At 40.3% G+C, this 24,133-nt stretch carries 21 protein-coding genes and 1 tRNA gene; 10 read left to right on the top strand and 12 right to left on the bottom strand.

The genetic code is table 11. The features are described from left to right. Positions 1-71: 71 nt before the first annotated feature. The 8 genes from G8D99_RS02615 to G8D99_RS02580 form a co-directional block, all read right to left on the bottom strand. Positions 72-956: a polysaccharide pyruvyl transferase family protein gene (locus G8D99_RS02615; protein WP_166322361.1), complete on the bottom strand. Its 885-nt coding sequence runs from the start codon at positions 954-956 to the stop codon at positions 72-74. A 46-nt stretch (positions 957-1,002) separates the two neighbouring features. Next, entirely contained in the window at positions 1,003-1,767 is a 765-nt protein-coding gene (locus G8D99_RS02610) for a glycosyltransferase family 25 protein (RefSeq protein WP_166322359.1), read from the bottom strand. Between the two features lie 9 nt (positions 1,768-1,776). Then, positions 1,777-2,748 (bottom strand): Stealth CR1 domain-containing protein, encoded by a 972-nt coding sequence (locus G8D99_RS02605; RefSeq protein ID WP_166322357.1) that lies wholly within the window; start codon positions 2,746-2,748, stop codon positions 1,777-1,779. Positions 2,749-2,786: 38 nt separating this feature from the next. Continuing rightward, the gene (locus G8D99_RS02600) at positions 2,787-3,509 is read right to left on the bottom strand and encodes a glycosyltransferase (protein ID WP_166322355.1); all 723 of its coding nucleotides are present in this window, start codon (positions 3,507-3,509) and stop codon (positions 2,787-2,789) included. 123 nt (positions 3,510-3,632) lie between these two features. Beyond that, a complete protein-coding gene (locus G8D99_RS02595; RefSeq protein WP_166322353.1) occupies positions 3,633-4,559 on the bottom strand; it encodes a branched-chain amino acid transaminase in 927 nt (308 codons plus the stop codon). Positions 4,560-4,585: 26 nt separating this feature from the next. After that, complete coding sequence (gene glnE, locus G8D99_RS02590; protein WP_166322351.1) at positions 4,586-7,336, bottom strand: bifunctional [glutamate--ammonia ligase]-adenylyl-L-tyrosine phosphorylase/[glutamate--ammonia-ligase] adenylyltransferase; 2,751 nt, start codon at positions 7,334-7,336, stop codon at positions 4,586-4,588. A 78-nt stretch (positions 7,337-7,414) separates the two neighbouring features. Continuing rightward, positions 7,415-8,707, bottom strand: coding sequence for a sensor histidine kinase (locus tag G8D99_RS02585; RefSeq protein ID WP_166322349.1), 1,293 nt, complete (start codon positions 8,705-8,707; stop codon positions 7,415-7,417). Positions 8,708-9,213: 506 nt separating this feature from the next. Further along, positions 9,214-9,300, bottom strand: a tRNA-Leu gene (locus G8D99_RS02580). A 177-nt stretch (positions 9,301-9,477) separates the two neighbouring features. On the opposite strand from G8D99_RS02580, the gene queA reads away from it, so the two are divergent. The 9 genes from queA (at position 9,478) to secF (ending at position 19,076) form a co-directional block, all read left to right on the top strand. After that, on the top strand, positions 9,478-10,509 hold the full coding sequence (gene queA / locus G8D99_RS02575) for a tRNA preQ1(34) S-adenosylmethionine ribosyltransferase-isomerase QueA (RefSeq protein ID WP_166322347.1): 1,032 nt from the start codon (positions 9,478-9,480) through the stop codon (positions 10,507-10,509). 173 nt (positions 10,510-10,682) lie between these two features. Next, entirely contained in the window at positions 10,683-11,678 is a 996-nt protein-coding gene (locus tag G8D99_RS02570) for a hypothetical protein (protein WP_166322345.1), read from the top strand. 155 nt (positions 11,679-11,833) lie between these two features. Continuing rightward, complete coding sequence (locus G8D99_RS02565) at positions 11,834-12,868, top strand: DUF2157 domain-containing protein (protein WP_166322343.1); 1,035 nt, start codon at positions 11,834-11,836, stop codon at positions 12,866-12,868. Positions 12,869-12,924: 56 nt separating this feature from the next. Next, positions 12,925-13,491, top strand: a complete 567-nt coding sequence (locus G8D99_RS02560) for a LemA family protein (RefSeq protein ID WP_166322341.1) — start codon at positions 12,925-12,927, stop codon at positions 13,489-13,491. Positions 13,492-13,577: 86 nt separating this feature from the next. Further along, entirely contained in the window at positions 13,578-14,396 is an 819-nt protein-coding gene (locus tag G8D99_RS02555) for a DUF4303 domain-containing protein (RefSeq protein WP_166322339.1), read from the top strand. Positions 14,397-14,566: 170 nt separating this feature from the next. Beyond that, a complete protein-coding gene (gene tgt / locus G8D99_RS02550; RefSeq protein ID WP_166322337.1) occupies positions 14,567-15,697 on the top strand; it encodes a tRNA guanosine(34) transglycosylase Tgt in 1,131 nt (376 codons plus the stop codon). Between the two features lie 101 nt (positions 15,698-15,798). Then, on the top strand, positions 15,799-16,128 hold the full coding sequence (yajC, locus tag G8D99_RS02545) for a preprotein translocase subunit YajC (RefSeq protein ID WP_166322335.1): 330 nt from the start codon (positions 15,799-15,801) through the stop codon (positions 16,126-16,128). A gap of 52 nt (positions 16,129-16,180) precedes the next feature. Then, positions 16,181-18,079, top strand: coding sequence for a protein translocase subunit SecD (secD, locus tag G8D99_RS02540; RefSeq protein ID WP_166322297.1), 1,899 nt, complete (start codon positions 16,181-16,183; stop codon positions 18,077-18,079). A 7-nt stretch (positions 18,080-18,086) separates the two neighbouring features. Further along, positions 18,087-19,076 (top strand): protein translocase subunit SecF, encoded by a 990-nt coding sequence (gene secF / locus G8D99_RS02535; protein WP_166322295.1) that lies wholly within the window; start codon positions 18,087-18,089, stop codon positions 19,074-19,076. Positions 19,077-19,167: 91 nt separating this feature from the next. Here secF and G8D99_RS02530 read toward each other — a convergent pair whose 3' ends face one another. Next, positions 19,168-19,809 carry a 4'-phosphopantetheinyl transferase family protein gene (locus tag G8D99_RS02530; RefSeq protein WP_406741506.1) on the bottom strand — a complete coding sequence of 214 codons (642 nt, stop codon included), beginning with the start codon at positions 19,807-19,809 and terminating at the stop codon, positions 19,168-19,170. A 232-nt stretch (positions 19,810-20,041) separates the two neighbouring features. Between G8D99_RS02530 and G8D99_RS02525 the strand changes: the two genes are divergently transcribed. After that, entirely contained in the window at positions 20,042-20,608 is a 567-nt protein-coding gene (locus G8D99_RS02525; RefSeq protein ID WP_166322291.1) for a hypothetical protein, read from the top strand. A gap of 58 nt (positions 20,609-20,666) precedes the next feature. Here G8D99_RS02525 and der read toward each other — a convergent pair whose 3' ends face one another. From der to G8D99_RS02510, 3 genes are all read right to left on the bottom strand, one after another. Further along, the gene (gene der, locus G8D99_RS02520; protein ID WP_166322289.1) at positions 20,667-22,076 is read right to left on the bottom strand and encodes a ribosome biogenesis GTPase Der; all 1,410 of its coding nucleotides are present in this window, start codon (positions 22,074-22,076) and stop codon (positions 20,667-20,669) included. A gap of 197 nt (positions 22,077-22,273) precedes the next feature. Continuing rightward, positions 22,274-23,425, bottom strand: coding sequence for an outer membrane protein assembly factor BamB (gene bamB, locus G8D99_RS02515; RefSeq protein WP_166322287.1), 1,152 nt, complete (start codon positions 23,423-23,425; stop codon positions 22,274-22,276). Beyond that, on the bottom strand, positions 23,425-24,126 hold the full coding sequence (locus G8D99_RS02510; RefSeq protein WP_166322285.1) for a YfgM family protein: 702 nt from the start codon (positions 24,124-24,126) through the stop codon (positions 23,425-23,427). Before G8D99_RS02510 ends, bamB begins: the two co-directional genes overlap by 1 nt. Positions 24,127-24,133: the final 7 nt, after the last annotated feature.

Genomic DNA, 24,133 nt, shown 5'->3' with positions numbered 1-24,133 from the left:
TGTATATATTATGTTACATGAAGCAAGATTAAAAAAATCTTGCTTAACACATTACTTCAAAATCAATGATACTAAATTTCCTTCAAGGCACTATCTAACAACTGTAAATCAATGGATAACTCAAATAATTTAACACTATTAGCCGCGGCCAATATATCATCATAGTTGATAGCCTTAATGGAATGCTCGCTCACATGATCATGGCTACAATTCTTCAAAGTAGAATAAAAATCATGAAATTTAAAACTATCACCTGATAATCTATTATCCTTAAATCTTAACCAAATCCAAGGAATGCCATAGGTTTGAGCAATGATCAACCCATGCAGGGAACTTGAAATACATATTTCAGCATTCGTTATATCATCAATAACTTTTCGAGGATCTCTTTTTAAATCGATAACATTAATATCTTCATAGTCTAAAAATTTATTTTTTAATTCATCATAATGAGAATAATGAGGGCATAACACTATTTTTGTTGCTTGCTTTTTAGTAGGTTGATAGTACTTTGGTAATAACAAAGCAGGATCACCAAAAACTTCAGGCACTTTAGTTTTAAGTTTAGACGTTATTTCTTGATATGTTAAACGACCTCTTACAGCAATAAATTCAACATCTTTCATTTTCTTTTTAAGTGACCAACGCTTCCGCCAGCTAATCGGTTTTATTAATCCTGACCCCCAAACTGTAATTTGACCCGATTCATTGGGTAAATGATGTATGATCGAACCTACTGAAAATATCGTATTTGATACAGATTTAATGTTTTTTGTATTAATGGCATTTTTTCCAAATTTTAGAGAAATTATCCAAGGTCCTATCCAATCTCCAAAATTCAATGAAGTATCCCACCAATAGCACGGTACTATACTATGGTTTGATTTTATAATTTCCTTGGAACCCCCATCGACAATTGAAATCGAATTTCGAGAGCTCGCTTTCTTTAAAATCATTACTTCACCAAAATTTAAATTAAGAGCAGTATTATAAATTATATAATTAACTTGAAAAATATTTAAATTTCAAAGCAGAAAAACGATCTTTCCACATGCGTTTTTGCTTCTTAAAATCGTAACTCGCATCACGATTTTCCTTTGCTTTCCGTGCAATCCCTTGAGTCGCTACAGTGCCTAAGATATCACTATCAAGTCCTGCAGGTTTAACCAATGCAGGCCACACGCCTAAGCCTTTACCATTTTGGCTCAGCCAATTTTGGAAAAAAATATCAACTGGTACACTGATGGTTCGACCTGCTTCAACAAAAGCTTGTGCACCCTGACGTGACCAAATTAGTCCTAAACCACGGATAGGAAAATAAAAAGCATGCCATAAGCTTAAACCATTATGCTGCACAATATCACGTGAAAATTTTTTCTTTTTGGCAGCAATATTAATTAAATACCAATCTAAGTCTTGATGCTGATCCAAATAATTTAAAACGTATTCCAATTCCGTTTTAAAGTTATCTGCGATTTTCATGTCATCTTCTAAAACAACCAAATAATCCGCATCGGTTTGTAGAAATTTTTCAGCACAACCATAATGACTGAGATAACAGCCTAATTCCGCATTCAATAAACTTCGACCTAAAAATTGTCGTGCTTTTACATCATTATACTGGTGGAAATGAGTGAGATCCTTACCTCGACCATCATAAGCAGAGAAACGTTCAAAAGACCAGTTGATATCTCTAAGCTGCTGAGTCGCTTCAGCTAAACGATCATGGCTTCCATCTAAGTTAATTAAATATGTTATGACTTTCATTAACGACTCTTAGCAAGATACAGATTGAGGTAAATAACCTTTGAACTTAAGTTTAAGTGCAGAAAGAATTTGATCTTGTTGGTAACAATTAAGCTGATCCAAACTTTGAATACAACCAAATTTTATTGAAGAATTCTCTATATTCAATAAAAATTCAGCAATAGAAGATTCATTTTTCAAATATGCAATTTCAATATCTTTATACAAAATTGCTTTTTTTTCTTTTATTTTTAAATGGTTATTTAAACCCACTGGCAAAAACTGAAATGCGCTTCTAAAACGATAACTAATTTGCTCTGTTAAAACTTTTGGATTCTCTTGAAAATATGTTTTCAATATCATTTTATCAAGTAAATGCGGACGATGATGAATCTCATAATAGTGATCAAAACCGGATAATACAGCACTTAACATTTGTGCAATTGTATATTTGGGCTGTAAAGGTTTGCCAAAATACTTATTCAATCCTTTACGCCAATTAAATTTTAATTGAACGAATTTATTACTTACCCAATGACCATAAATTTTAGTTTGTTGATCTATTAAAAAATCAGTTACTTCAGATGCGCTGTTTAAGAAAAAATCATCATTTAAGTAAATAAAATTTTCTGAAAGATTTGGAATATTCCATAGCATTGTTTCAATCGTTAATGAATTAAATGTTGGTAAATAATGCTCATAACCTTTAAAGATAGTTTTATGATCAATCACTTGAATTTGATTGTGCTCACACAATCCTTGATCATAAAATTCATCAAGATAGACTGGCCTTTGATCATCAGTAACAATATAGATTGTGCCTACATATGGTGCATATTTTAATATAGATGCAATTGCCAAATAAATTTCATCATTACTTGCAAATCGAGTCTCTTCGAAAGATCCTTTTACAACATTATCTGATTGAAATTTCTTTCTTTTATCCCTCAGCTTAGGATCACTACCATCCACCCATGCAATGACAAAATCAATTTTTCCCATATATCATCAAATCTATTTAGCTATAAAACGTGCCGGCATTATTGCCAAGCATCCTTAATCCATTTTGATGGCAACACATAACGATACCATTTCCCACCACCACCATTTACTGCATCAGGTGGATTAATTTCACCATGGAAAATAATAATTTTCGCGCCTTCAGGTTTAACTGGAGGTTTAACATAAGCAAATGGAATTTTCTGTAAACAATGATATTTATAGCTTTTACACCATGCTTCAGGCCAATACGTTAATTTCTTCTCTTTATCGACATACCAAGATAGGTATTCTTGTTCATTGCGAAACTTTTTACGAATCTCGTCAAAATTTTCTCGAAAATAAGGCAAAATTCCTGAAAAACTTCCCAGTTGAAAACGATACACTGAACTATTTCCGGTGACACGCCATGGACGTTTCCAGTCGTGAATAATCAGAAACTCACCAGGATGGGTAAAGAAACCATCGATATTATCAACAATCACCACATCGAGATCTAAGAAAAGCGCATTGCCCTTTAGACCATATAAATCAGGCTCAAAAGTTGAGAGTTTATTCCAGCCACGCTCAGGGGCGCCTTTTGGCAATGCCAAAGAAGGGATTGGAAAACACTGAACATTTGGATCAATGCCTTCAGTTCGATCCGTTAAACACACCATCTGAAAATCAACCGTCGTATGTCGCTTCACCATGTTATATAAACGATTGACATACTCAGAACCATATTTGGTTCCCCATTTCATACATATAACAATATTACTCATGGTATATGCCCATACTCTCGATTGAATTTAAGATTAGCTAATATGATGACATAACTTTTCAAACATGGCGCAAATAAAATAAAAAAAACCTCTCAATAGAGAGGTTTTTTACACAAAATTAAATCACTTAACGTAAGTCAACCAATGTGCATATTTTGGATCTTTGCCTTGAACAGCATCGAAGTATGCTTTTTGGATTTGAGTCGTGATTGGACCACGTACCCCTTCACCAATTTGACGATCATCGTATTCACGGATTGGCGTCACTTCAGCGGCTGTACCGGTAAAGAATGCTTCATCTGCGATATAGAACTCATCACGGGTAATACGGCGTTCAACCACGTCATAACCCAAGTCTTTAGCAATAGTAATGATCGTTTGACGAGTAATACCATCCAGCGCACCACCTGCGATATCCGGCGTATGAATCACGCCATCACGTACCAAGAATACATTTTCGCCAGAACCTTGGCATACATAACCTTGTGGATCGAGAAGCATTGCTTCGTCATACCCTGAATGTGCCACTTCTTGGTGTGCAAGAATCGACAAGGTATAGTTACCTGACGCTTTTGCTTTACACATGGTCACGTTTGGATGGTGATGGGTGAATGATGATGTTTTAACGCGAATACCCTTCGCCATCGCTTCTTCACCTAAATAAGCACCCCAACTCCATGCTGCAACCACTGCATGAATGGTATTGTCTGTTGCTGCAATCCCGAGTTTTTCTGAACCAATAAAAATAATTGGACGTAAATAGCAAGATGCGAGTTTGTTTTCACGTACCACATCAATTTGTGCTTGTTCTAATGCCGCGTGATCAAATGGAACTTTCATTTGATAAATTTTTGCAGAGTTAAGTAAGCGCTTGGTATGCTCTTTTAAACGGAAGATCGCTGTACCATTTGGGGTTTCATAAGCACGGACACCCTCAAAAACACCCATACTGTAATGTAATGTATGAGTGAGGACGTGAGTTTTCGCTTCACGCCAATCAACCAATTGTCCATCTTGCCAAATAAAACCATCACGATCAGCCAAATTCATGACTTTAACTCCAAATGTATACTTAATTATTCACTATCCACTGCGAACACCGCAGTTGGATCAATTAATCTTTGCCACAATTTACAAACGACCTCTCGGGTATCGAACCACTCCGCAGCGCTGACTTGCATATTATGGTTTGCAAGCGCTAATCGGTGGCTCTCAGCACGTTCACTCAAATAGGCATGAATCAAGGCTGAAGCATCATCGCTGGATAAACAATGTGCTTTGGCAGCATCTTCTAAGATTCGTACATTGTCGGAATAATGGGCGAGATCAGGATTCGTCCCACTCCAGGCTAATACAGCATACTGTGCCATAAATTCGATATCAACGATACCACCTGCATCCTGTTTTAAATGAAAAATTCCATCTTTTTTCTGCTCTTTTGACGAACCTAAATGGTCTTTCATCTTTTGACGCATTTTAAGCACTTCTTCACGAACATAATTTTCATCACGTGGCAAAGTCAAAATAAGTCTACGAAGTTGTTCAAACTTTTCACGTAATGAGCTTTCACCCGCAATTGAACGGGCACGCACAATCGCTTGATGTTCCCACAACCATGCATTCTTCAATTGGTATTGTTCAAAGGCTTTTAGGCTGGTCACGAGCAACCCTGCTTCACCTGATGGACGTAGTCGTGTATCAATTTCATAGACACGTCCATCCAAGGTTTGCGTGGTCATGAGTGACATCAGTTTTTGTGCAACTCGCATGGCAAATTCAAAGCCGCTGATGGGTTTTAAGCCATCGGTGTCAGCTTGTTCATCCATATAATGAATGAACACCAAATCCAAATCTGAACCATAACCAAGTTCGATTCCCCCTACTTTGCCATAACCAATCACTGCAAAAGCGGTATGATCCAATGAACAACGTTGACCTTCTGCATCGAGCGGATAACCATGTTTTTTTGCCGTAATTTGATAGGCTAAATTCAAGCTCGCCATGACAGACACTTCAGCAATATCGGTGAGCGCATCCGACACGCGCATCAATGGGCTTTCTGCCAATACATCACTGGCCGCTACCGTCAATACATTGGATTTTTTAAATAATCTTAAGACTCGCATTTGATCTTCGACTTGATCAATTTCAATGCGGAGTAATTGTTGACGCAGCGAATCTTCCAAATCTTGGCGTTTCGGCAACTCAAAATCCATCGACAAGAATTCATCGAGCAAAACAGGATAATGCGTCAGCTCCTCACAGATCCAAGGACTGACAGTCGCCATTTTTACCAGACGCTGTAATGCCCCTTTGCTCTCAATCAGCATCACCAGATATACGGTACGGCGCATCACCGACTCAACCAACGGCATCAGTCGCACTAATGCCGTTTGTGGTTTATTAGACTCTAATATGGTTTGAATCAGATGCGGCCAAAATTCTTTGAGACGTTGTACTGCTTTGGCAGGCAGTTTCTTAATCGCATGCCCATACCAAAACTCATGCACTAAATTTTTAGCATGCTCATCTAAAATCTCATCCAACTGCTGCTCAAGCTGACTAAAACTTTGATTTGGAGACTCTAAGCCTTTTTCTTTGATCAAATGTTCAAATTGATAAATGACTTTTTCCCGTTTCGCATTCAGAAAAACCAGAAAATCATCCCAAGATGCAAAGCCTAAAGTGTCAATCATCCGTTGACGAGGTTCAGACTCACTTGGTAAAGATTGAGTCTGTTGATCATTTAAAGCCTGAATCGCATGCTCAACACGGCGCAAGAATAAATAGGCATCTTCTAAATCGATGACAGCTTGATCATCGAGCAATCCCACTTCACCTAAATGCTTTAAGCTGACTAGGCATTGACGATCTTGCAACTCAAGCTTTGATCCACCATAGATCAGTTGGAATACCTGAACAATAAATTCAACTTCCCGAATCCCCCCCGCGCCAAGCTTGATATCATCTTCGATATTACGGCGTGCCACTTCGCGCTCGATCATCGCTTTCATTTCACGCATGGCAGCAAAAGCGGTGTAATCGACATATTTACGGAACACGAAAGGACGGGTCATGTCGAGCAGATCATCACCGGATTTACCCCCTGACACAATGCGGGCTTTGATCCATGCATAACGCTCCCACTCGCGCCCATGCTGACTCAAATATTTTTCCAATGCCGCATGACTAATCGCAAGTGCTGAACCATCTCCCCAAGGACGCAAGCGCATATCAACACGGAACACAAAACCTTCTGCGGTCATGTGTTCGAGCAAATAAATGATCTTTTGCCCCCACGCGATACAGAATTGCTGCACATCAATACACTTACGACCATTGGTTTCACCTTGTTCGTCAAAGGCAAAGATCAGGTCAATATCACTAGACAGGTTCAGTTCTTGTGCGCCGAGTTTACCCATCGCCACCACAATCAAATCTTGCACCTGACCGCTATAGCTGATGGGCTCACCATGTTTGGCAAGTAAAGCAACACGTGCAAAATCTTTGGCTGCATTGATACTGGCATCAGCAAAATCTGACAGTTCACGGGTCAATGTGACTACATCGGTCAGGACATTCGCATCTTGCCAAATCCAACGAAACATTAGACGTGCACGTAGAATCCGGAGCGTTCGCATCCATTGATTTTCATCTTGAACGTCTTGTAATTCTGTTTGAACGAGTTGCTGAATCTGCGTGGTTGCCAATGAAGTTTGAAATTGATCAATTGCATAATCTTGTTCGAGTAAAATTTGATGCAAGCCTAGAACTTGTTCTGCGTATTGGCTGGCTCTTAAGGTTTTTTGCAATTGTTCAGCGTTCATTCAAACATGCCTTCAACTTTATATTCAAAGACATTTATAACAGTTCAAGATTGTTTTTTGGAAAATTTAAATTAATTTTTAATGCATTTTTTCCAATTGATCTGAACTGGATGGATCATCATTTTTATAGCTTGTATTTAAGCTTTGATGGGTACTTCCCGCCAAGGGCAGACGAACTTTAAATATAGTGCCCTGACCTTGTTTAGACTCAACACTGATCTGCCCATGGTTCAAATCCACAAAGCGTTTACACAGCACTAACCCTAAACCCGCCCCTTTTTCGCCTGAAGTGCCTTTCAACGTGACTTTAATGTCTGGCTGAAATAAGCCTTCAATTTGTTGTTCGGTCATGCCTAACCCAGTATCTCGAATCGAGATTTCGATACTTTGTTCAACCTGACAAGCTTCAATATAGACTTTACCCGTGCCATCTACATGGGTGAATTTCAGCGCATTGGAGACCAAATTCTGAATGACTGAGGTAATCATATTAATGTCAGCGAAGACTCGAAGATCTTCCGGGACATTTTCAATCAATTGAATATTTTTTTTGACAGCTAAAGTATTTAATACATCAAAAACAATTTTGGTGGCTTGTTTGAGCTGGAAATTAATGGGGTGATATACAAAGCGTCCACCTTCTGCCATTGCCCAATTCAATAGACTTTCCAATAAGTTATAGGTGGACTGTGCGGTATCATGCAAATAATCTGCAATATTTTGGATACTTGAATCATCCAAACTGGCTCTTTCTTCCGCAAGCACTTCTGAAAAGCCCAGTAGTCCATGAAAGGGTGCGCGCAGATCATGCGCGATAATCTGAAAAAATTTGGTTTTACTAAAATTCAGTGCTGATTGTTGTTCGCAAAGTTCTTTTAATTCTTCATTTTCCAAGCGTGTTTCAATGATGCGAATCAAACTCATTGCAAACTCATGCACCAATTCCAAACTGTCTGGATCATAGGGATCTTTACACTCATCAAACAGCAGAACTTGACCAATCGAATGCTCTTCTGAGGTTTTTAAATTAAAACCAATCACACGCTCATGGTCGATGCCGAGGCTACGAATGTATTTTGAAAATTCAGAATAGTTTTCATGTGCGGAATCGAGTGAGGTTGCGCCCTTAAAATACGGCAACAATTTGGCTTCTTTCTTGGCATGGAAAGCACCAAAGCCTTGTGGTGAAGACAACCAAATATAAGGTTCATGATGAAAGCTAAGAATGGCACTTTCAGTTTTTAAGATGCCGCGCGCGAATTTCAGAAAGCCTTCCACCTGACTCTTTGGCGTCATCACACCAAGCAATATCGAAAGTTTGCAGGCACTGAGCTGGTCTGCTTGTTCTACTTTTAATAATTCTAATCGCATGCCCATACCCTAGTTTTAGAGAACGTTATCAGATTGGCGTAAATCCAACTGAATGCTGAACACTGTCTAATCACAATGGATGTAATTTTTATACTCAAATACCGTATATAGAAAGAAAATGACTGATATCTAAGTCGTTTAATATTAATACATAAACTTACAATGTAAAAGAACATTAAATTCCATTTTATTTTTTGTAATTTAGACTAAAGCCTATGATTTTTATTATTAAATCTAAAAGATTTTGGATGATTTATTTAGCTTATGCTTAAAAATAGCACTTAATCTATTGTTTTATCAACATTTAATATAACAAGATAAGCATTTCTCTATATTGTATGGATTTGTTTCATTCGGCATTGAATATTACCAAACAAAAAATACTGATATTTTTCAATGTTTTCTTCTACCATAAAAAAACCCCAAACTGCATCAGTTTGGGGTTTTTTGAATCTTTCAAACACTCAACTTAATTTTTTAATCTAGGTTTAACTTAAAAAATTAAGTGGTCCCGAGGGTCGGACTCGAACCGACACGTCATCTCTGACAGCGGATTTTGAGTCCGCCGCGTCTACCAATTTCACCACCTCGGGAGAGGTTGTGCCTGTATAATAGCGTGTTTAAAAACATTGTCAACGCTCAATTAATTCAATTGTTTACTTTTAAATCAAACATTGCATTTTTGCTTTATATTCACTCAAATTCAGCCAATAAATTGAAAAAAGACTATACTAGCGCCAGTTTTTTCCGCTTTTAAGCCCTCTTCGATTATGCAACTTTCTGATTTTAATTTTGATCTCCCTGATGAATTGATCGCGCGTTACCCGTTGGAACAACGTAGCGCATCACGCCTGCTTCACCTTCAAGCCGATGGTCAATATCAAGACCTACACTTCACTGATATTTTAGATTTATTCAATGAAGGCGACTTATTGGTGTTAAATGATACCAAAGTGATGAAAGCGCGCCTTAAAGGTAAACGTGCCAGTGGTGGTGCGGTTGAAGTTTTGGTTGAACGCATGTTCGATCAACGTATTGCGCATTGCCATATTAAAGCCAGTAACTCACCTAAAGCTGGTGCTGAACTGTTTATTGGACCGGACGAAGTTAAAGTGACGGTGACAGGTCGTCATGAAAACTTATATGTGGTTGAGTTTTCACAGCCGATTCTTGACGTGTTAGATCAATATGGTCAGCTGCCGATTCCCCCTTATTTCAATCGTGAAGCAGAAGACATTGATACAGTACGTTATCAAACCGTATTTAATGATCCAACCAAGATTGCCAGTGTGGCTGCACCGACTGCCTCATTGCACTTCGATGATGTGTTATTGAAAAAGTTAGAAGAAAAAGGTATTCAAAAAACCTTTGTGACGCTACATGTTGGCGCAGGCACTTTCTTGCCTGTACGTACCAATGACATTGAAAATCACATTATGCACAGCGAATGGTGCCAAGTGTCGGATGAATCGATGGCACTCATCAAAGCCACTAAAGAGCGTGGCAATAAAGTGATTGCAGTGGGCACAACCGCAACCCGTGCCACCGAAAGTGCGGCTCAAGCCAATGGCGGTGAACTGAAAGGCTGGACCGGTGATACGCAAATCTTTATCTATCCAGGCTATGACTTTAAAGTAGTGGACCGTTTAATTACCAATTTCCACTTGCCTGAGTCGACTTTACTGATGCTGGTGTCAGCACTATCAAATCGTGACAACATTTTAAATGCCTACAAGCATGCCGTTGAAAGCCAATATCGCTTCTTTAGTTATGGCGATGCGATGTTGATTGATCGTGCTTAAGCATGTGCTAAGTTTGAATTAATTTGGTTAATCGCTCTAAGCGACCACATTGCATTCATGTGGTCGCTTTTTTGTATTTCTGATAATGGTTTGACCTGAGCCTAAAATAAAACTACATTGAATTGAAACATATACACCTAGACCAATAACAACTTCTCCATTCGACCCTTTTTATGACTTCTCATTCTTTTTTGCAACGCATCAAATCAAAATTGTCATATTTGTCTCAGCACAATCAAAATACCTTAAACAATATTGCTGAAATTGAAAAACTATTATTACAACGCCCCACGCCAAAACAGCTTTTAAACACACTCAGACAGTGGCCACATGCGCAGGATTTTTATATTCAAAATTACAGCTTTTGGATCTGTATTTGCTTGGCTGTGGTTGCATTGATCTGTGCGAGCACAATCCACCCCTATTTCACTTTACTCGGTATTAGTTTTGTTGTTTATGCTTTTATTCAACGGCAATCTCCTAAAGCGTATCAAGGTTTAATTCAAAGACTTGAAGCCTTTATTTTGGCAGATCAATATCAACTGCAGTTTGACCGACCCACTGAATTCCCCGATGCCCCGACTGTATTGAATTTTCCCTTATTTCGCTTAGGCAATCACAATAACGAGATTAGACAATGCATCTATGGTTCATGGACATTCGACGGCAAAATCCAGCCCTTTATGCTGTTCAATTATCACTATATCAATCAAATTGAAACACGTGACTCCGATGGCAAGAAGAAAGTGAAGTATGAGCATCATGATTTGTGGGGCATTTTGGTGCATCATATGTCTTTTCAAGGCATCAGCATCAGTGCACATCAGAAGCGCAATTGTCGACTCGGCATTGCATGGAACAGTCCTGACATCCAGTTTAATCAGCGCTATCAACTCAGTGGTCGTAACGAAATGCAATTGGCCCGATTTTTTAGCCCATCCCGTATTTTAAAACTAGAACAAGCCATGCAAGACTATCAAGGTGACTTTTATATACATCCTGATTTTCCAAGTTTGCTCTGGCTGTTTGATCAAGATATTTTAAAGAAACAGTCGATTCACACACCCATTCAGCGCATAGAAGATCTAGTCTTGCACTTAGAACAATTATCGATGCCACAATTTGAGCATTTACAGCAAAATTTAAAGCCTTTACTGGCGGAGCTTTAAGACTGATGGGTAGATCTGATGTGTTGGATTTTTGATGTATTTGACGGGGTTGATCTGATCATGCAGAACATTCACACTGAATAGCTTTTGCTTAAACAGCTCCAGTGATGGCGCTAATCGAACATTGATTTTAATCATATACATAAGTCACGCCCATGCCAGTTGATACCGTTCACAAGCTGATTCATCTCAGATCAAAAACCAATAAACGCGTGATGCAGAATGTTGCACGGCTTTGGGATTTGTCTCGTCAAGCACAATCGGCTCAAGAGATTTTGGATGGTCTACATCCTTGGGGAAAAAACAATAGCCTAAAATTTCACAATCGTTTTAGCTATGCATTTATGTTGTGTGGTGCATTGAGTTTGATTTTGGGTGTTTTGTTTTTCGACTCTATCCCCATCTTCTTCAGCATATTAATTGCGTGCACATGGTTTTTTATCGGCTATATCAGTTATGAATCTGATGATCCCATTGTAGAGGTGATTCAGGCTTTAGAATTGAAAATGAAACTGTTTAAAGATCAGTTGGATTTTCACAAACTACCGCCGCACTTAACCGGCGTGATGAGCTCAGTTTTAGTGCTAGGAAAATTAAAACAAAACTTTCCACTCTTTAATCAAGGCACTGAATCCAACGAAATTGAACGATTTGCTTCCACCACATGGGTAGATCAACATCAGAAAAGCCATCCGGTGTTGCTGTTTAAATATCATTACGTGTCGCAGCTTTCGATTCCGCATGCCGATGGCGGTCAACAAAAAATCAAGAAAATTGAAAAAGATTTATGGGGCGCTTTTGTGTTTCAAGTCGAGCCTTTAGGGATTGCAGCGTCCAATCGACGTGATCTTTTTTTCTACCCCTATACCCAGTCGTGGCAAAGCAGTGACATTCAACTCAATCAAACCCTCAATATTTTCGGTTATGATCAACAACAATTGGCACGAACCATTCGCCCTGCTCTGACTTTAAAACTGAGTGATTTTTTTAAAGATACTCAAGGTGATTTGGTGATTCACTTTGATGAACATATCTTGTGTTATATGGGCGAGCAAAACCTGTTTCGTAGCTTAAGTAAAAAACCACGCAAAGACATTCAAAATATTTCCGATTTACGCGGCTATTTGCGCACTTTAGACATGCCGGACTATCAACAATTCAAACAACGCATGCTAAACTTCATTGCATAAACATTCAGCATGTTTGCTGAAAGATAAATAACGATAATTCAATTGGGTATTTTTTTATGGGACTTCTCATCTTCTTAGCGATTTTTGTGTTGATCTTGATTTGGGGAATTATGGTTCGAAATAACATCGTGCGTTATTTCAATGCCACACGTCGTTCTTGGTCTGAAGTCGCCAATTTCGAACGTCAAAAAGTCAAAACCTTAGAAACCCTTGAGCAGACGTTAAAAGAATATAGTCAGTTTGAACAATCGACCTTGGAAAAAGTCACTGAACTGCGTCAGCAAATTTTAAATCTAAATTTAAAAGATGCTGACATTGGTCAATTGCAACATATTGAAAAGCTCAACCAAGACCTGATGAAAAATCTGAATGTGGTGGTGGAGAACTACCCTGAACTAAAAGCCGATCAATTGTATTTAAAAATGATGGATGACATTCAAGAGCAAAATGAGAATGTCGGCGCTGCAATCACCATCTTCAACCGCAATGTTGAAGCCTTTAATAACAACATTCAGATCTTTCCAAACAATTTAGTGAATAGTGTCACACTTTCTAAAAAGCCAATCCGTCCATTTTCAGACAATGTGACCACGCAAAACTTTGATTATCGTCCAAATTTTTAAATGATCACGCTTTGATCAATTTACATTCTGACTGAAATCATCCAAAATAATCACGTAAATATAAAATAATCAAAACAGAGAAAATAATGTTTGATCTTCAATTTAGCCAATCTGAATATTTGGCAGATTTAAAAACAGCACTATTGCATGAATTTGATGCTTTATATCAAAAGCATCATGATCAGGGGATTTATGCATTCGCTTTGGTTTTAGATGGTCTGTTGGTGGCGCAGTACACCACAGTATCGACCAAAAAGAGCCTACTCACAGAAGTTGAAAATAAATACCAATACTTGTCCGAAGAGGACATGTGGAATGTGGAAAAATGGCAATATCGTGCGCAAACCAATCAAGGGGTTTCCTCGTTTAGCCGCAGCATGAGTGAGTACTTTCAACACACCCGTTTAAGTTTTACCAGCGTTCATTCTAAAGATCGTTTTAATCAAAATGCGTTGAACTTCTATGTGCAAGGCATGGAAGACGTGAAAGATATAATTTTAGATAAATATGACCTGTTGGCAGACAAAATTACTTTCATGGTGCATTTGCCCAATGATCCACAGGTGGCAATTCGCTCTTTAGAGCGTTTAAACCCCCCCTCGTCCAATCTGTTTGAAGCGATTGCCAATTTAAAATCTACCGTGATTACTCAAGGCAAAACCAGATTTAAACTCAGCCAAGTCGATAAAGACATTCTGACTGATCTCGGGCAAAGCCTTGAAATTGAACCTTATGATGATATGCAAATTGCGCAGCAAGCGTACTTGCTGTCACTTGAGCCGTATTTTTTAGAAACCAGCCCCTATATTCAAAATTTAATTAATGATATTGCAGCCATGGAAGAAGGTTATTTGGTGATGACCAAGCAGGAAATCCAAAATCGAATGAAACAATTCAATTTTTAAAAATTATTGAATAAAAATAAAATTTTAAATTGAATTTAAAATTTTCACCCCCATCCAAGTCGTTAAGATTATTGTAATTTTCCTAGCATAAACATCTGTAATCTAGGAAAATAGAGCGCTTTACCACAATCAATCAGCGAACTGTTTTTTCGCCTCGATTTGGACCTATTATGAAGTTTGAAAAATTAGCTCAGTCGGGTCGCGCCCGTCGTGGTCAATTGACCCTAGAGCACGGTGTTGTTCAAACACCTATGTTTATGCCTGTGGGTACTTACGGTACCGTCAAAGGTGTGTTACCGCGTGATATTGAAGAAATTAAATCACAGGTGATTTTAGGCAATACCTTCCATTTGTATCTACGCCCAGGCATCGAAGTGATTCGTGAACACGGCGGTTTACACGGTTTTATGAAATGGAACAAACCCATTTTGACCGATTCAGGCGGTTTCCAAGTGTTTAGCTTAGGAGCGATGCGTAAAATCAAAGAAGATGGGGTGACTTTCCGCTCACCAATTGATGGTTCAAAAGTGTTTTTATCACCAGAAATTTCAATGGACATTCAACATGCCTTGAACTCTGACATCGTGATGATTTTTGACGAATGTACGCCTTATCCTGCAACCCATGAAGAAGCACAAAAATCGCTACAACTTTCACTGCGTTGGGCGAAGCGTTGTAAGATACAACATCATGAGGTGCTGAAAAACCGTAATGCCCTGTTTGGTATTATCCAAGGCGGGATGTACGAAGACCTCCGTGAAGAGTCTTTAAAAGGTTTACTCGACATCGACTTTGACGGTTATGCCATTGGTGGTCTGTCTGTAGGCGAGCCAAAAGAAGAAATGATCAAAGTCTTGGATTATCTGCCTGAAAAAATGCCTGCAGATAAACCGCGTTACTTAATGGGCGTGGGCAAACCTGAAGATATCGTGGAAGCGGTACGTCGTGGTGTCGATATGTTCGACTGTGTGATGCCAACCCGAAATGCCCGTAATGGTCATTATTTTGTGACCGACGGTTTAGTGCGTATTCGTAATGCCAAATACCGTCATGACCAAAGTCCGCTTGATCCACATTGCGACTGTTACACCTGTACCAACTTCACCCGTTCGTATTTATTCCATTTAGAAAAATGCGGTGAAATGTTGGCATCGATGTTGGGCACGATTCATAACTTACGTTATTACCTACGCCTGACAGAAATGATGCGCGATGCACTCGACAACGGTACTTTTGATGCCTTTGTCGAAGATTTCTATAAGCGTCGTGGTTTAGAAGTGCCACCTTGCCCGCAAGATTAATTCAACAGCATTTGCGCTGAAGAAAAAGACAAGGTAAATTGCAGAACAAGCCAATTTATTATCACGTATTAAACAAAATTTACTTTAGTTAGGAAAGTGTAATGAGCCTTTTTATTTCCACTGCACATGCAGCAGGTGAAGCGTCACAACAGCCAAGTTTAGTGGCAAACCTTTTGATGATCGCGGTATTCGTTGCGATCTTCTATTTCCTGATTTGGCGCCCTCAAGCAAAACGTGCCAAAGAACATCGTGGTTTAATTGAAAGCTTAGGTGTAGGCAGTGAAATCGTGTTTGCTGGTGGCTTGATGGGTCGCATCAAAAAATTAGAAGGCGATTTCGCAGTGGTTGAGTTAAACCGTGGTAATGAAGTCAAAATTCAACGTGCAAGTGTTATTTCAGTGCTTCCAGAAGGCACTCTTGATAACCTTTAATCAAAAATAAGTCGTGCTCTAGCACGGCTTTTTCATTTTAAGAAGAAAGCAAATGCGTTACCCAGCATGGAAATATTTGCTGATCCTAGTGGTTTTAGTGGTCAGTACATTATATGCCCTGCCAAGTTTGTATCCTGATGAACCTGCTGTTCAGATCTCTGGCGCAAAAGCAGGTACTCTGATTGATCAGTCAGTGATTCAAAAAGCAGAGCAAATATTAAAAAGCGAGAATATCGCTTCTCATGACAGCAGTTTCACTCAAAATGCAGCATTGCTTCGTCTTGATACTTCTGAAGCCCAATTAAAAGCCAAAGAAGCATTGCGTCAAGGTTTAGGTGACAACTATGTTGTGGCACTGAATCTTGCGCCAACCACCCCAGAGTGGTTGCAAAAAATTGGTGCTAAGCCAATGAAACTGGGTCTGGACTTACGCGGTGGTGTTCACTTCTTGCTTGAAGTGGATATGGACAAAGCCATTGCACAGCGTATTGAAACTTCAGCAGCAGATTTACGCCGTGATTTCCGTGACAAAAAAATTAAATTCAATAGTTTGTCATTAAATAACAACACGATTACCATTCAATTTGCCAACAGTGAAGATCGTGCTGCTGCGATGGATCAACTGCGTCGTGATGGCAATAAATTTAATCAACAAGCTTTAGCCTCTGAGTCTGGCGCAACGTTAAAGTTGACCTATAACGATGCGACTCAACAAGAAATTCAAAGCTATGCGCTTGACCAAAACTTAACGACTTTACGTAACCGTATTAACGAGTTAGGTGTGGCGGAAGCTGTGGTTCAAAGCCAAGGTAGCAACCGTATTGTGGTTGAATTACCTGGTGTACAAGATACCGCTGAAGCAAAACGTGTCTTGGGTCGTACAGCGAACCTTGAATTCCGTTTGGTGTCTGATTTAAATGATCAATATATTGATCCAATGTCAGGTAAAGCCAAAGGTGCATTACCTCCGGGCACTGAAGCCTTTGCCTTTGAATCTTTAGACAGTGGTCGTGATTTAATCTTGAACCGTAACCGCATTTTAACCGGTGAACGTGTTCAAAATGCATCAAGCGGCTTTAGCCAAGACAGTGGTGGCGCTGAAGTAAATATTACTTTAGATACTGCGGGTGGTAAGCTGATGGCAGATGCCACTCGTGGCGCTGTGGGTAAACGTATGGCGGTTTTGTTTATCGAAAATAAACAAAAAATCAGCTACGTTGCCGACCCAACCACAGGTGCACAAACTGAAGTGCGTACCCCGTATACCGAATCTGTGGTGATCAATGCCGCAACCATTCAAGCGGTGTTGGGTTCACAATTCCGTATTACCGGTCTAGATTCACCACAAGAAGCCTCTGAGCTTGCGCTCATGCTTCGTGCCGGCGCGCTTGCTGCTCCGATGTACTTTGTTGAAGAACGTGTAATTGGTCCAAGCTTGGGCCAAGCCAACATTGATAAAGGCGTACTTTCAACGCAAATCGGTTTCTTACTGGTTGCGATTTGGATGGTGGTGTTCTTCCGTGTCTTTGGTTTAATTGCTAACTTTGCACTGGTGTTCAACTTAGCCATGATTTTAACCGTCATGTCTTGGATTGGTTCTTCCCTCACCCTGCCGGGTATTGCCGGTATCGTGATTACCATTGGTATGGCGGTCGATGCCAACGTACTGATCTGTGAGCGAATACGAGAAGAAATCAAATGGGGTGCGTCACCGAAACAAGCCATTGTGGCGGGTTATGATCGTGCTTATAACACCATTTTCGACTCGAACTTAACCACATTCTTGGTGGCATTTATCCTGTTCGCCATTGGTACAGGTCCAATCAAAGGCTTTGCGGTCACCCTGATGATCGGTATTGTCTGCTCGATGTTTACTGCGATTACAGTGACCCGTGCGATCGTACAAATCATCTATGGCAAACGCAAAAACTTGAAAAAGTTGAGCATATAGGAGATCGATGATGACTGATATGACTCAACACGAGCCAAAAATGCCAGAAGAAAAAAAATACGGCCGTCCTGATAACGAGCGTATTATCGACTTTATGAAGATTGCCAAACCTGCGGCAATCATCTCGATTCTGCTGACGTTGGCGAGTATTTTCTTTATTTGCACCAAAGGACTGAACCTCGGTTTGGACTTCACGGGCGGTATTTCAGCAGAATTGAATTACAGTAAGGCAGTCAATCAAACTGAAGTGATTCAATCTTTAGAGAAAGCCGGCTTTAAAGATGCTGTGGCGCAGACGCTGGGCAGTAATAAAGACCTGTTGGTACGTATGCCTGTTCAAGAGGACGTGAAAGCGGACGACTTGAGCAATGCGATTACTGCGGCAGTGCAACTGCCGAATAACACGGCAACCGTGCATAAGGTCGATGTCGTGGGTGGTCAAGTCGGTAATGAGCTGTATATTCGCTCTGCCGGTGCTGTGGCGCTTGCGATGCTGTTGATGTTGGTTTACGTGACCATTCGTTTCGAGTTCAAACTCGCGCTCGGTGCGGTACTGTCATTATTCCATGACGTACTGGTTACCGTCGGTGTATTTGCGATGATGCAATGGCCATTTGACTTAACCGTATTGGCCGCGATCTTGGCACTGCTCGGCTTCTCACTCAACGATAACATCGTGGTGTCGGATCGTATTCGTGAGAACTTCCGTAAGATTCGTGGTGCAACCCCGCGTGAAGTGGTGGATATTTCTTTAACCGAAACTTTACGTCGTACCATTCATACTTCAATGACCTTATTGCTGGTGGTTGTGGCAATGATGTTCTTGGGGGGTGATGGTCTGCATTGGTTCTCTATTGCGATGTTTATTGGTGTATTTGTCGGTACCTATTCTTCGATTTATATCGGTACTGCATTTGCACTATGGCGTGGCTTGAACCGTCAAGACTTTATTGTGCAAGTGAAACCTGAATTTGATGAAGAAGAAATTCCGCATTAATTCGCTTTGACTTGAATGAGAAAAGCCCATCATCTGATGGGCTTTTTTTATGGCTTAGATTGAATAACAAATAATATCTTAGTGCTGAGCCTTAGTGCTGATGAATTTCGATCTGCGGTAAAGCAAAGCCTTTGCAAGACTGTTCACTGCGCCAAGCAACGGTCAGCATGGTGTTTGCCAACTGAATATTTTGATAAGCAAATATCCCTAAACTTTCATGTTCAAGCATGCCGCCATTGTGTAAGGGATGTAGCTTAGTATTGAGTTCTTTTAGATTCATACGAATGCCTAAACCATTGGCTTTCAACACCGCTTCTTTGGTGGTCCATACCTTAAACCAATACAGTGGATCTTCTTCTAAAGACTGCCACATGCTGAATTCATCAGGGTGAAAGGCATGTTTGGCAAGGGCTTCAAATCGCACTTGTCGGTCCAAGTCCTCAATATCGATCCCTAAATCTTTCATCTGATGTGACATCGCCAATGCATAATGCTTTTGACTGTGGCTGTGGTTAAAATGAAATTTTGGGAAGTCTTGCAAATAGGGTTTGCCCTGCTCGGTTTGACTGAACATGCTAGGTTCGATGGCGCAATTGAGTTGCTTCGACAGCAATTGATTACGGTATTGGTGAATTGCATCCTTACGCATGTGAATCTGCGTTGCTCGATCGAGCTGATCAGAAACTTGAATCATCTGTTTAATCGGAGAAAACTCAATGTGAATGTTAGCCATAAAAGCCATGTTCCCTATTTTACGATTTTCGATATCAATGCTTAATTTTATTCATCTAAATACATTCAGATTTTTGCTTTCAGCATCTTAATGCATAGATCCCAAAACACATCACATTTAAACATTAAGTCAAATTATCACGATGATATCTATAATAATTTAAAATTAATTATTTTTAATATAGAATAAATATGCATAAAAATGCACCACCAAAAATATAGGCCACTTAAAAATGTTAAAAAAAATTATTTTAAGCACAGCAGTTTTTACACTCTCTGCAACATCACAGGCAGGTTTACTTGACCTTGCAACCGGGATTATGGGGGCACAAAATGGCGCAATTATGGATCAGGCAGAAGCGCGCATGCATCAAAGCCGTGCTGCAGCCAATGCTGCCATCGCTCGAGCAGATGCCGGTTATGCCAGCAATTATAACCAAGCCTCTAATATGAACAATGGCGTGTATTCGACCAGTTACTTAAAAACATTAGACTGTACCGACCTTGCGGTTGAAAAAAAATCTTTTGAGCGCACTTTAAATGCGGCACAACAAAGTGCGGATCAAGCCAATGTACAAGCCAACAATGGCATCTCAAAATTTGCCGGTTTGGCAGGCAGTGCGCTCAGTGCTTTTTCGAGCCAATCCAATACCGCATCTAAAATGAGCCAAATCGCTTCCTCTTTTTCAGGAAAAGACAGTCAACAAACGGCGGCAAGCTCACAACAAGCTGTTGAGGTTGCACAAGCGAATTTAGACAACATTGCAATCTATGAAACAGCGAAAAAATGTAAAATCTAACCACCCATAAAAAAACCCATCAATCGATGGGTTTTTTTCTTGAAGCAGTCAACTGAAATTAACGCTTAAATTTCTTCTCAGCTTTCTTAAATTTCTGCACATAACGACGTTTACGCGCCGCAATACGCTCATCCATCACCGTCTTACGACCTTCAAATGGATTTTCAGACGTTTTAAATTCGATACGAACTGGTGTCCCTTCAAGTTTATACACTTTACGGAACACATTTTCTAAGTAACGACGGTAATCCGCAGGGGTTTTATCCACCTTGTTACCATGCACCACAATCGTCGGTGGATTTTGCCCACCCATGTGCGCATAACGCATTTTAATACGACGACCTTGTACCATTGGAGGTGCATGCGCTTCAACCGCATCACTTAAGATCTGCGTGATTTTTGCAGGGGACACTTTCAAATGTGAAGAATCATAAGCACGGTGGATCGATGGATACATCTCACCGACACCGGTACCATGCAAAGCAGAAATTAAATGCACTTTAGCCCAAGGAATAAAGTCAAAGCGACGATCGACATCGAGCTTACATTGCTTACGATCATACTCAGACATATTGTCCCATTTGTTGATCGCAATCACCATGGCACGACCGGCTTCTAAAGCATAACCAATCAAATGTAGATCTTGCTCAACCACGCCTTCACGCGCATCAAGTACCACCACAATCACATGGGCATCTTTAATCGCTTGCAAAGTTTTCACGATTGAGAATTTCTCAATCATTTCATCGACTTTACCTTTACGGCGTACACCTGCGGTGTCAATCAAGGTGTACTGACGACCATCACGTTCAAATGGAATATAAATTGAATCACGTGTAGTTCCCGGTTGGTCAAATGCCACGACACGGTCTTCACCTAACAAACGGTTGACCAATGTTGATTTACCCACGTTTGGACGACCAATCACCGCTAAACGTAAACCTGTTGCTTCATCGTGTTCAGCTTCATCTTGATCTTCTGGAACTTCAGCAAGCACTTCTTCAAGCATCTGCTGTACACCACGACCATGGCTTGCTGCCACTTGCATTGGCTCGCCCATACCGAGTTTATAAAACTCAACCAGCGCCGCTTCAGCGTGTACACCATCAACTTTGTTGGCAACCAAATAAACTTTTTTGCCTAGCGTTCGTAGTTCACGTGCGATTTGTTCATCCGATGCAAGCAAACCTGCACGGGCATCGACTACAAATACAATAATGTCGGCTTCATTGATGGCAGTTTTAGACTGTTCCGCCATGTATGAATCAATACCACCTTCATTTTCGCCAATACCGCCGGTATCCACCACAATAAAGGATTTATTTTCAAATTTCGCATCACCATATTTACGGTCGCGCGTAAGACCGGCAAAGTCAGCAACAAGTGCGTCACGACTTTTGGTAATTTGGTTAAACAGCGTTGATTTTCCGACGTTCGGACGACCAATGAGCGCAATTACGGGTTTCATAGATTACCTTTTTACAAGATCAGCCAACTCGATTGGCCTGAACATCAGAAACTGTGGAAGATTGGAAGATCTGTATAAATTTCATAGATCTTTAGGTTCAATAACCTGAATAAAAACCTCGGGGTCTTAGAAAATCGAAGACCCCGAGGTATAAAAATTAAGATATGGGCACTAGTTTACCATAAGCAGACAAAAAATTAACGATTCTGCCAAATGCTGAGTGCACCAGTACGCGTCACTGCATAGAGTTGATTGTCCAATACACGTAACCAACGCACTTCACCGGTACTCTTTGAGCGACCGACAAGTGAGCCTGAGGTTGGATCGATCAAGTGTAAAACACCGTCTAGATCACCGACCACCAAGTAATCTCCAAGTACCACTGGATTACTTAAATTACGATTGAGCAGTTGGTCATTTTCCCAAAGCGTGGTGCCATTAATCAAATCATAAGACACGATTTTACCGTCCGCTTGGGCAACAAAAACCTGACGACCTGCCACTTCAGCACGGGTCAAACTGCTTGAGTCATGACTCCATACCACACGTTGGCTGGCCATATCCGTCACCGTCACTTGACCTTGATAACTTGTAGTCACCAAGAATTGACCTGCTGCAACCGGATCACCATCAATATCAATCAAACGTTGAATATCAGAACGACCATCACTCACCGCTACAGGGCGTTGCATACGCAGCGTGCCCGTAACCGCATCAATCGCATAAATATAGGCATTTGAAGAGGCAATCACCACAGTACGTGAATCGACCGGTACAGGTGACGCTTGACCACGTAAGCTTAACTGTTCATTGGGTAGCTTATAGGTCCAGACTTGTTGCCCTGTTTCAAGCTCATAGCCAAATACAGTGCCGTCATTGGCAACCACAATCACACGACCGGCATGGATCAACGCAGAACTAATGAGTGCACCTGACAATTGTGCCGTCCACTTCTCAGCCCCTGTTGCACCATCAAGCGCGAACAATTGACCTTTTTTGTTACCGACAATCACTACACCTTCAGCAGCTTCTACCCCAGAGCTGAGACCGGTCTTGCTGACTTGTTTTTCCCACAGGCGTTGTTTACCCTGATAAGCACTCACCGTGCCTTTCGGGTCAAGGATAAATAAGTTGCCCTGATCGGTTTTAATTCTTAAACGCAGTGGATCTGCAGCGTCTGTTGCACTGACTTTATAAGCACCCACCAAAGCCAAGTCGGTTGACTGGGTCAAACGTGGCAATGGATTCGGTTTAACTTCTTCTACTTTGCTTTTATTTAAAAAAGAACATCCGCTCATCGCACAGCTTAGAACAGCGACGGCGACTGATAATTTATACTTTCTATCCATTAAGACTCATCCATTTGTGTTTCTAAAATTGGGCGCTCAATTTCAGGATCATCCACTAATACGCCAACACTTTCGAGTTTGATTTGTAAAATTTGACGTTCTTGTTTCGATTCTAATAAAACATTCCATGCGCTTTGGTACGCTTTCTTGGCATTTTCAATATCATTTTTTGCCACATAAACATCACCACGTGCTTCTTCAGCGGTTGCTTTAAAAGACGGTAAAGTTACAGTTGCTAAAGTTTTTAAAGCATCATCATATTTCTTCTGGGCAAGCTGAGCATCGGCCAAACGGATTTTAATAATCTGTTTCAAGCCTTCGTCATCAATCTTGCTATTCTCAATTTTTTTCAGCTCACGCTCAGCTTTGGCATAATCTTTTTGATCAAATGCCAATTTTGCCATCACAAACTGGGTTTGAATGGCATGAATTGAATCTGGATTTTCTTTGACAATCTTTTCTGCAGAGGCAGCCAAAGCTGTCGCCGCTTTTGGATCGGTTACAGCCGCTTTAGCTTCATCGACAAACAGCTGAACCTTCGCAGTCTGAATTTGATTTTCAGCCGTGCCTTTTTTCTGCCAATACTGAAAACCGAAAAAGGCAATCAACGCAATCAATACACCACTGATCATGGCAGAGCCATATTGCTTAAAAAACGACTTTGCTGTATCAAGTTGTTCTTGGTCAGTCATTGCGCTCATGAGACTA

Origin of the sequence: Acinetobacter lanii (assembly GCF_011578285.1) — a bacterium.
GTDB classification, from domain to species: Bacteria; Pseudomonadota; Gammaproteobacteria; order Pseudomonadales; family Moraxellaceae; genus Acinetobacter; species Acinetobacter lanii.
The sequence above is the reverse complement of the archived record's forward strand: the minus strand, read 5'-3'. Positions and strand labels throughout refer to the sequence as shown.

What these genes read in the sequence shown, in the direction of transcription:
- G8D99_RS02615 (WP_166322361.1), bottom strand. Translation starts at nt 956, where the DNA reads ATGATTTTAAAGAAAGCGAGCTCTCGAAATTCGATTTCAATTGTCGAT.
- G8D99_RS02610 (WP_166322359.1), bottom strand. Translation starts at nt 1,767, where the DNA reads ATGAAAGTCATAACATATTTAATTAACTTAGATGGAAGCCATGATCGT.
- G8D99_RS02605 (WP_166322357.1), bottom strand. Translation starts at nt 2,748, where the DNA reads ATGGGAAAAATTGATTTTGTCATTGCATGGGTGGATGGTAGTGATCCT.
- G8D99_RS02600 (WP_166322355.1), bottom strand. Translation starts at nt 3,509, where the DNA reads ATGAGTAATATTGTTATATGTATGAAATGGGGAACCAAATATGGTTCT.
- G8D99_RS02595 (WP_166322353.1), bottom strand. Translation starts at nt 4,559, where the DNA reads ATGAATTTGGCTGATCGTGATGGTTTTATTTGGCAAGATGGACAATTG.
- glnE (WP_166322351.1), bottom strand. Translation starts at nt 7,336, where the DNA reads ATGAACGCTGAACAATTGCAAAAAACCTTAAGAGCCAGCCAATACGCA.
- G8D99_RS02585 (WP_166322349.1), bottom strand. Translation starts at nt 8,707, where the DNA reads ATGCGATTAGAATTATTAAAAGTAGAACAAGCAGACCAGCTCAGTGCC.
- queA (WP_166322347.1), top strand. Translation starts at nt 9,478, where the DNA reads ATGCAACTTTCTGATTTTAATTTTGATCTCCCTGATGAATTGATCGCG.
- G8D99_RS02570 (WP_166322345.1), top strand. Translation starts at nt 10,683, where the DNA reads ATGACTTCTCATTCTTTTTTGCAACGCATCAAATCAAAATTGTCATAT.
- G8D99_RS02565 (WP_166322343.1), top strand. Translation starts at nt 11,834, where the DNA reads ATGCCAGTTGATACCGTTCACAAGCTGATTCATCTCAGATCAAAAACC.
- G8D99_RS02560 (WP_166322341.1), top strand. Translation starts at nt 12,925, where the DNA reads ATGGGACTTCTCATCTTCTTAGCGATTTTTGTGTTGATCTTGATTTGG.
- G8D99_RS02555 (WP_166322339.1), top strand. Translation starts at nt 13,578, where the DNA reads ATGTTTGATCTTCAATTTAGCCAATCTGAATATTTGGCAGATTTAAAA.
- tgt (WP_166322337.1), top strand. Translation starts at nt 14,567, where the DNA reads ATGAAGTTTGAAAAATTAGCTCAGTCGGGTCGCGCCCGTCGTGGTCAA.
- yajC (WP_166322335.1), top strand. Translation starts at nt 15,799, where the DNA reads ATGAGCCTTTTTATTTCCACTGCACATGCAGCAGGTGAAGCGTCACAA.
- secD (WP_166322297.1), top strand. Translation starts at nt 16,181, where the DNA reads ATGCGTTACCCAGCATGGAAATATTTGCTGATCCTAGTGGTTTTAGTG.
- secF (WP_166322295.1), top strand. Translation starts at nt 18,087, where the DNA reads ATGATGACTGATATGACTCAACACGAGCCAAAAATGCCAGAAGAAAAA.
- G8D99_RS02530 (WP_406741506.1), bottom strand. Translation starts at nt 19,809, where the DNA reads ATGGCTAACATTCACATTGAGTTTTCTCCGATTAAACAGATGATTCAA.
- G8D99_RS02525 (WP_166322291.1), top strand. Translation starts at nt 20,042, where the DNA reads ATGTTAAAAAAAATTATTTTAAGCACAGCAGTTTTTACACTCTCTGCA.
- der (WP_166322289.1), bottom strand. Translation starts at nt 22,076, where the DNA reads ATGAAACCCGTAATTGCGCTCATTGGTCGTCCGAACGTCGGAAAATCA.
- bamB (WP_166322287.1), bottom strand. Translation starts at nt 23,425, where the DNA reads ATGGATAGAAAGTATAAATTATCAGTCGCCGTCGCTGTTCTAAGCTGT.
- G8D99_RS02510 (WP_166322285.1), bottom strand. Translation starts at nt 24,126, where the DNA reads ATGAGCGCAATGACTGACCAAGAACAACTTGATACAGCAAAGTCGTTT.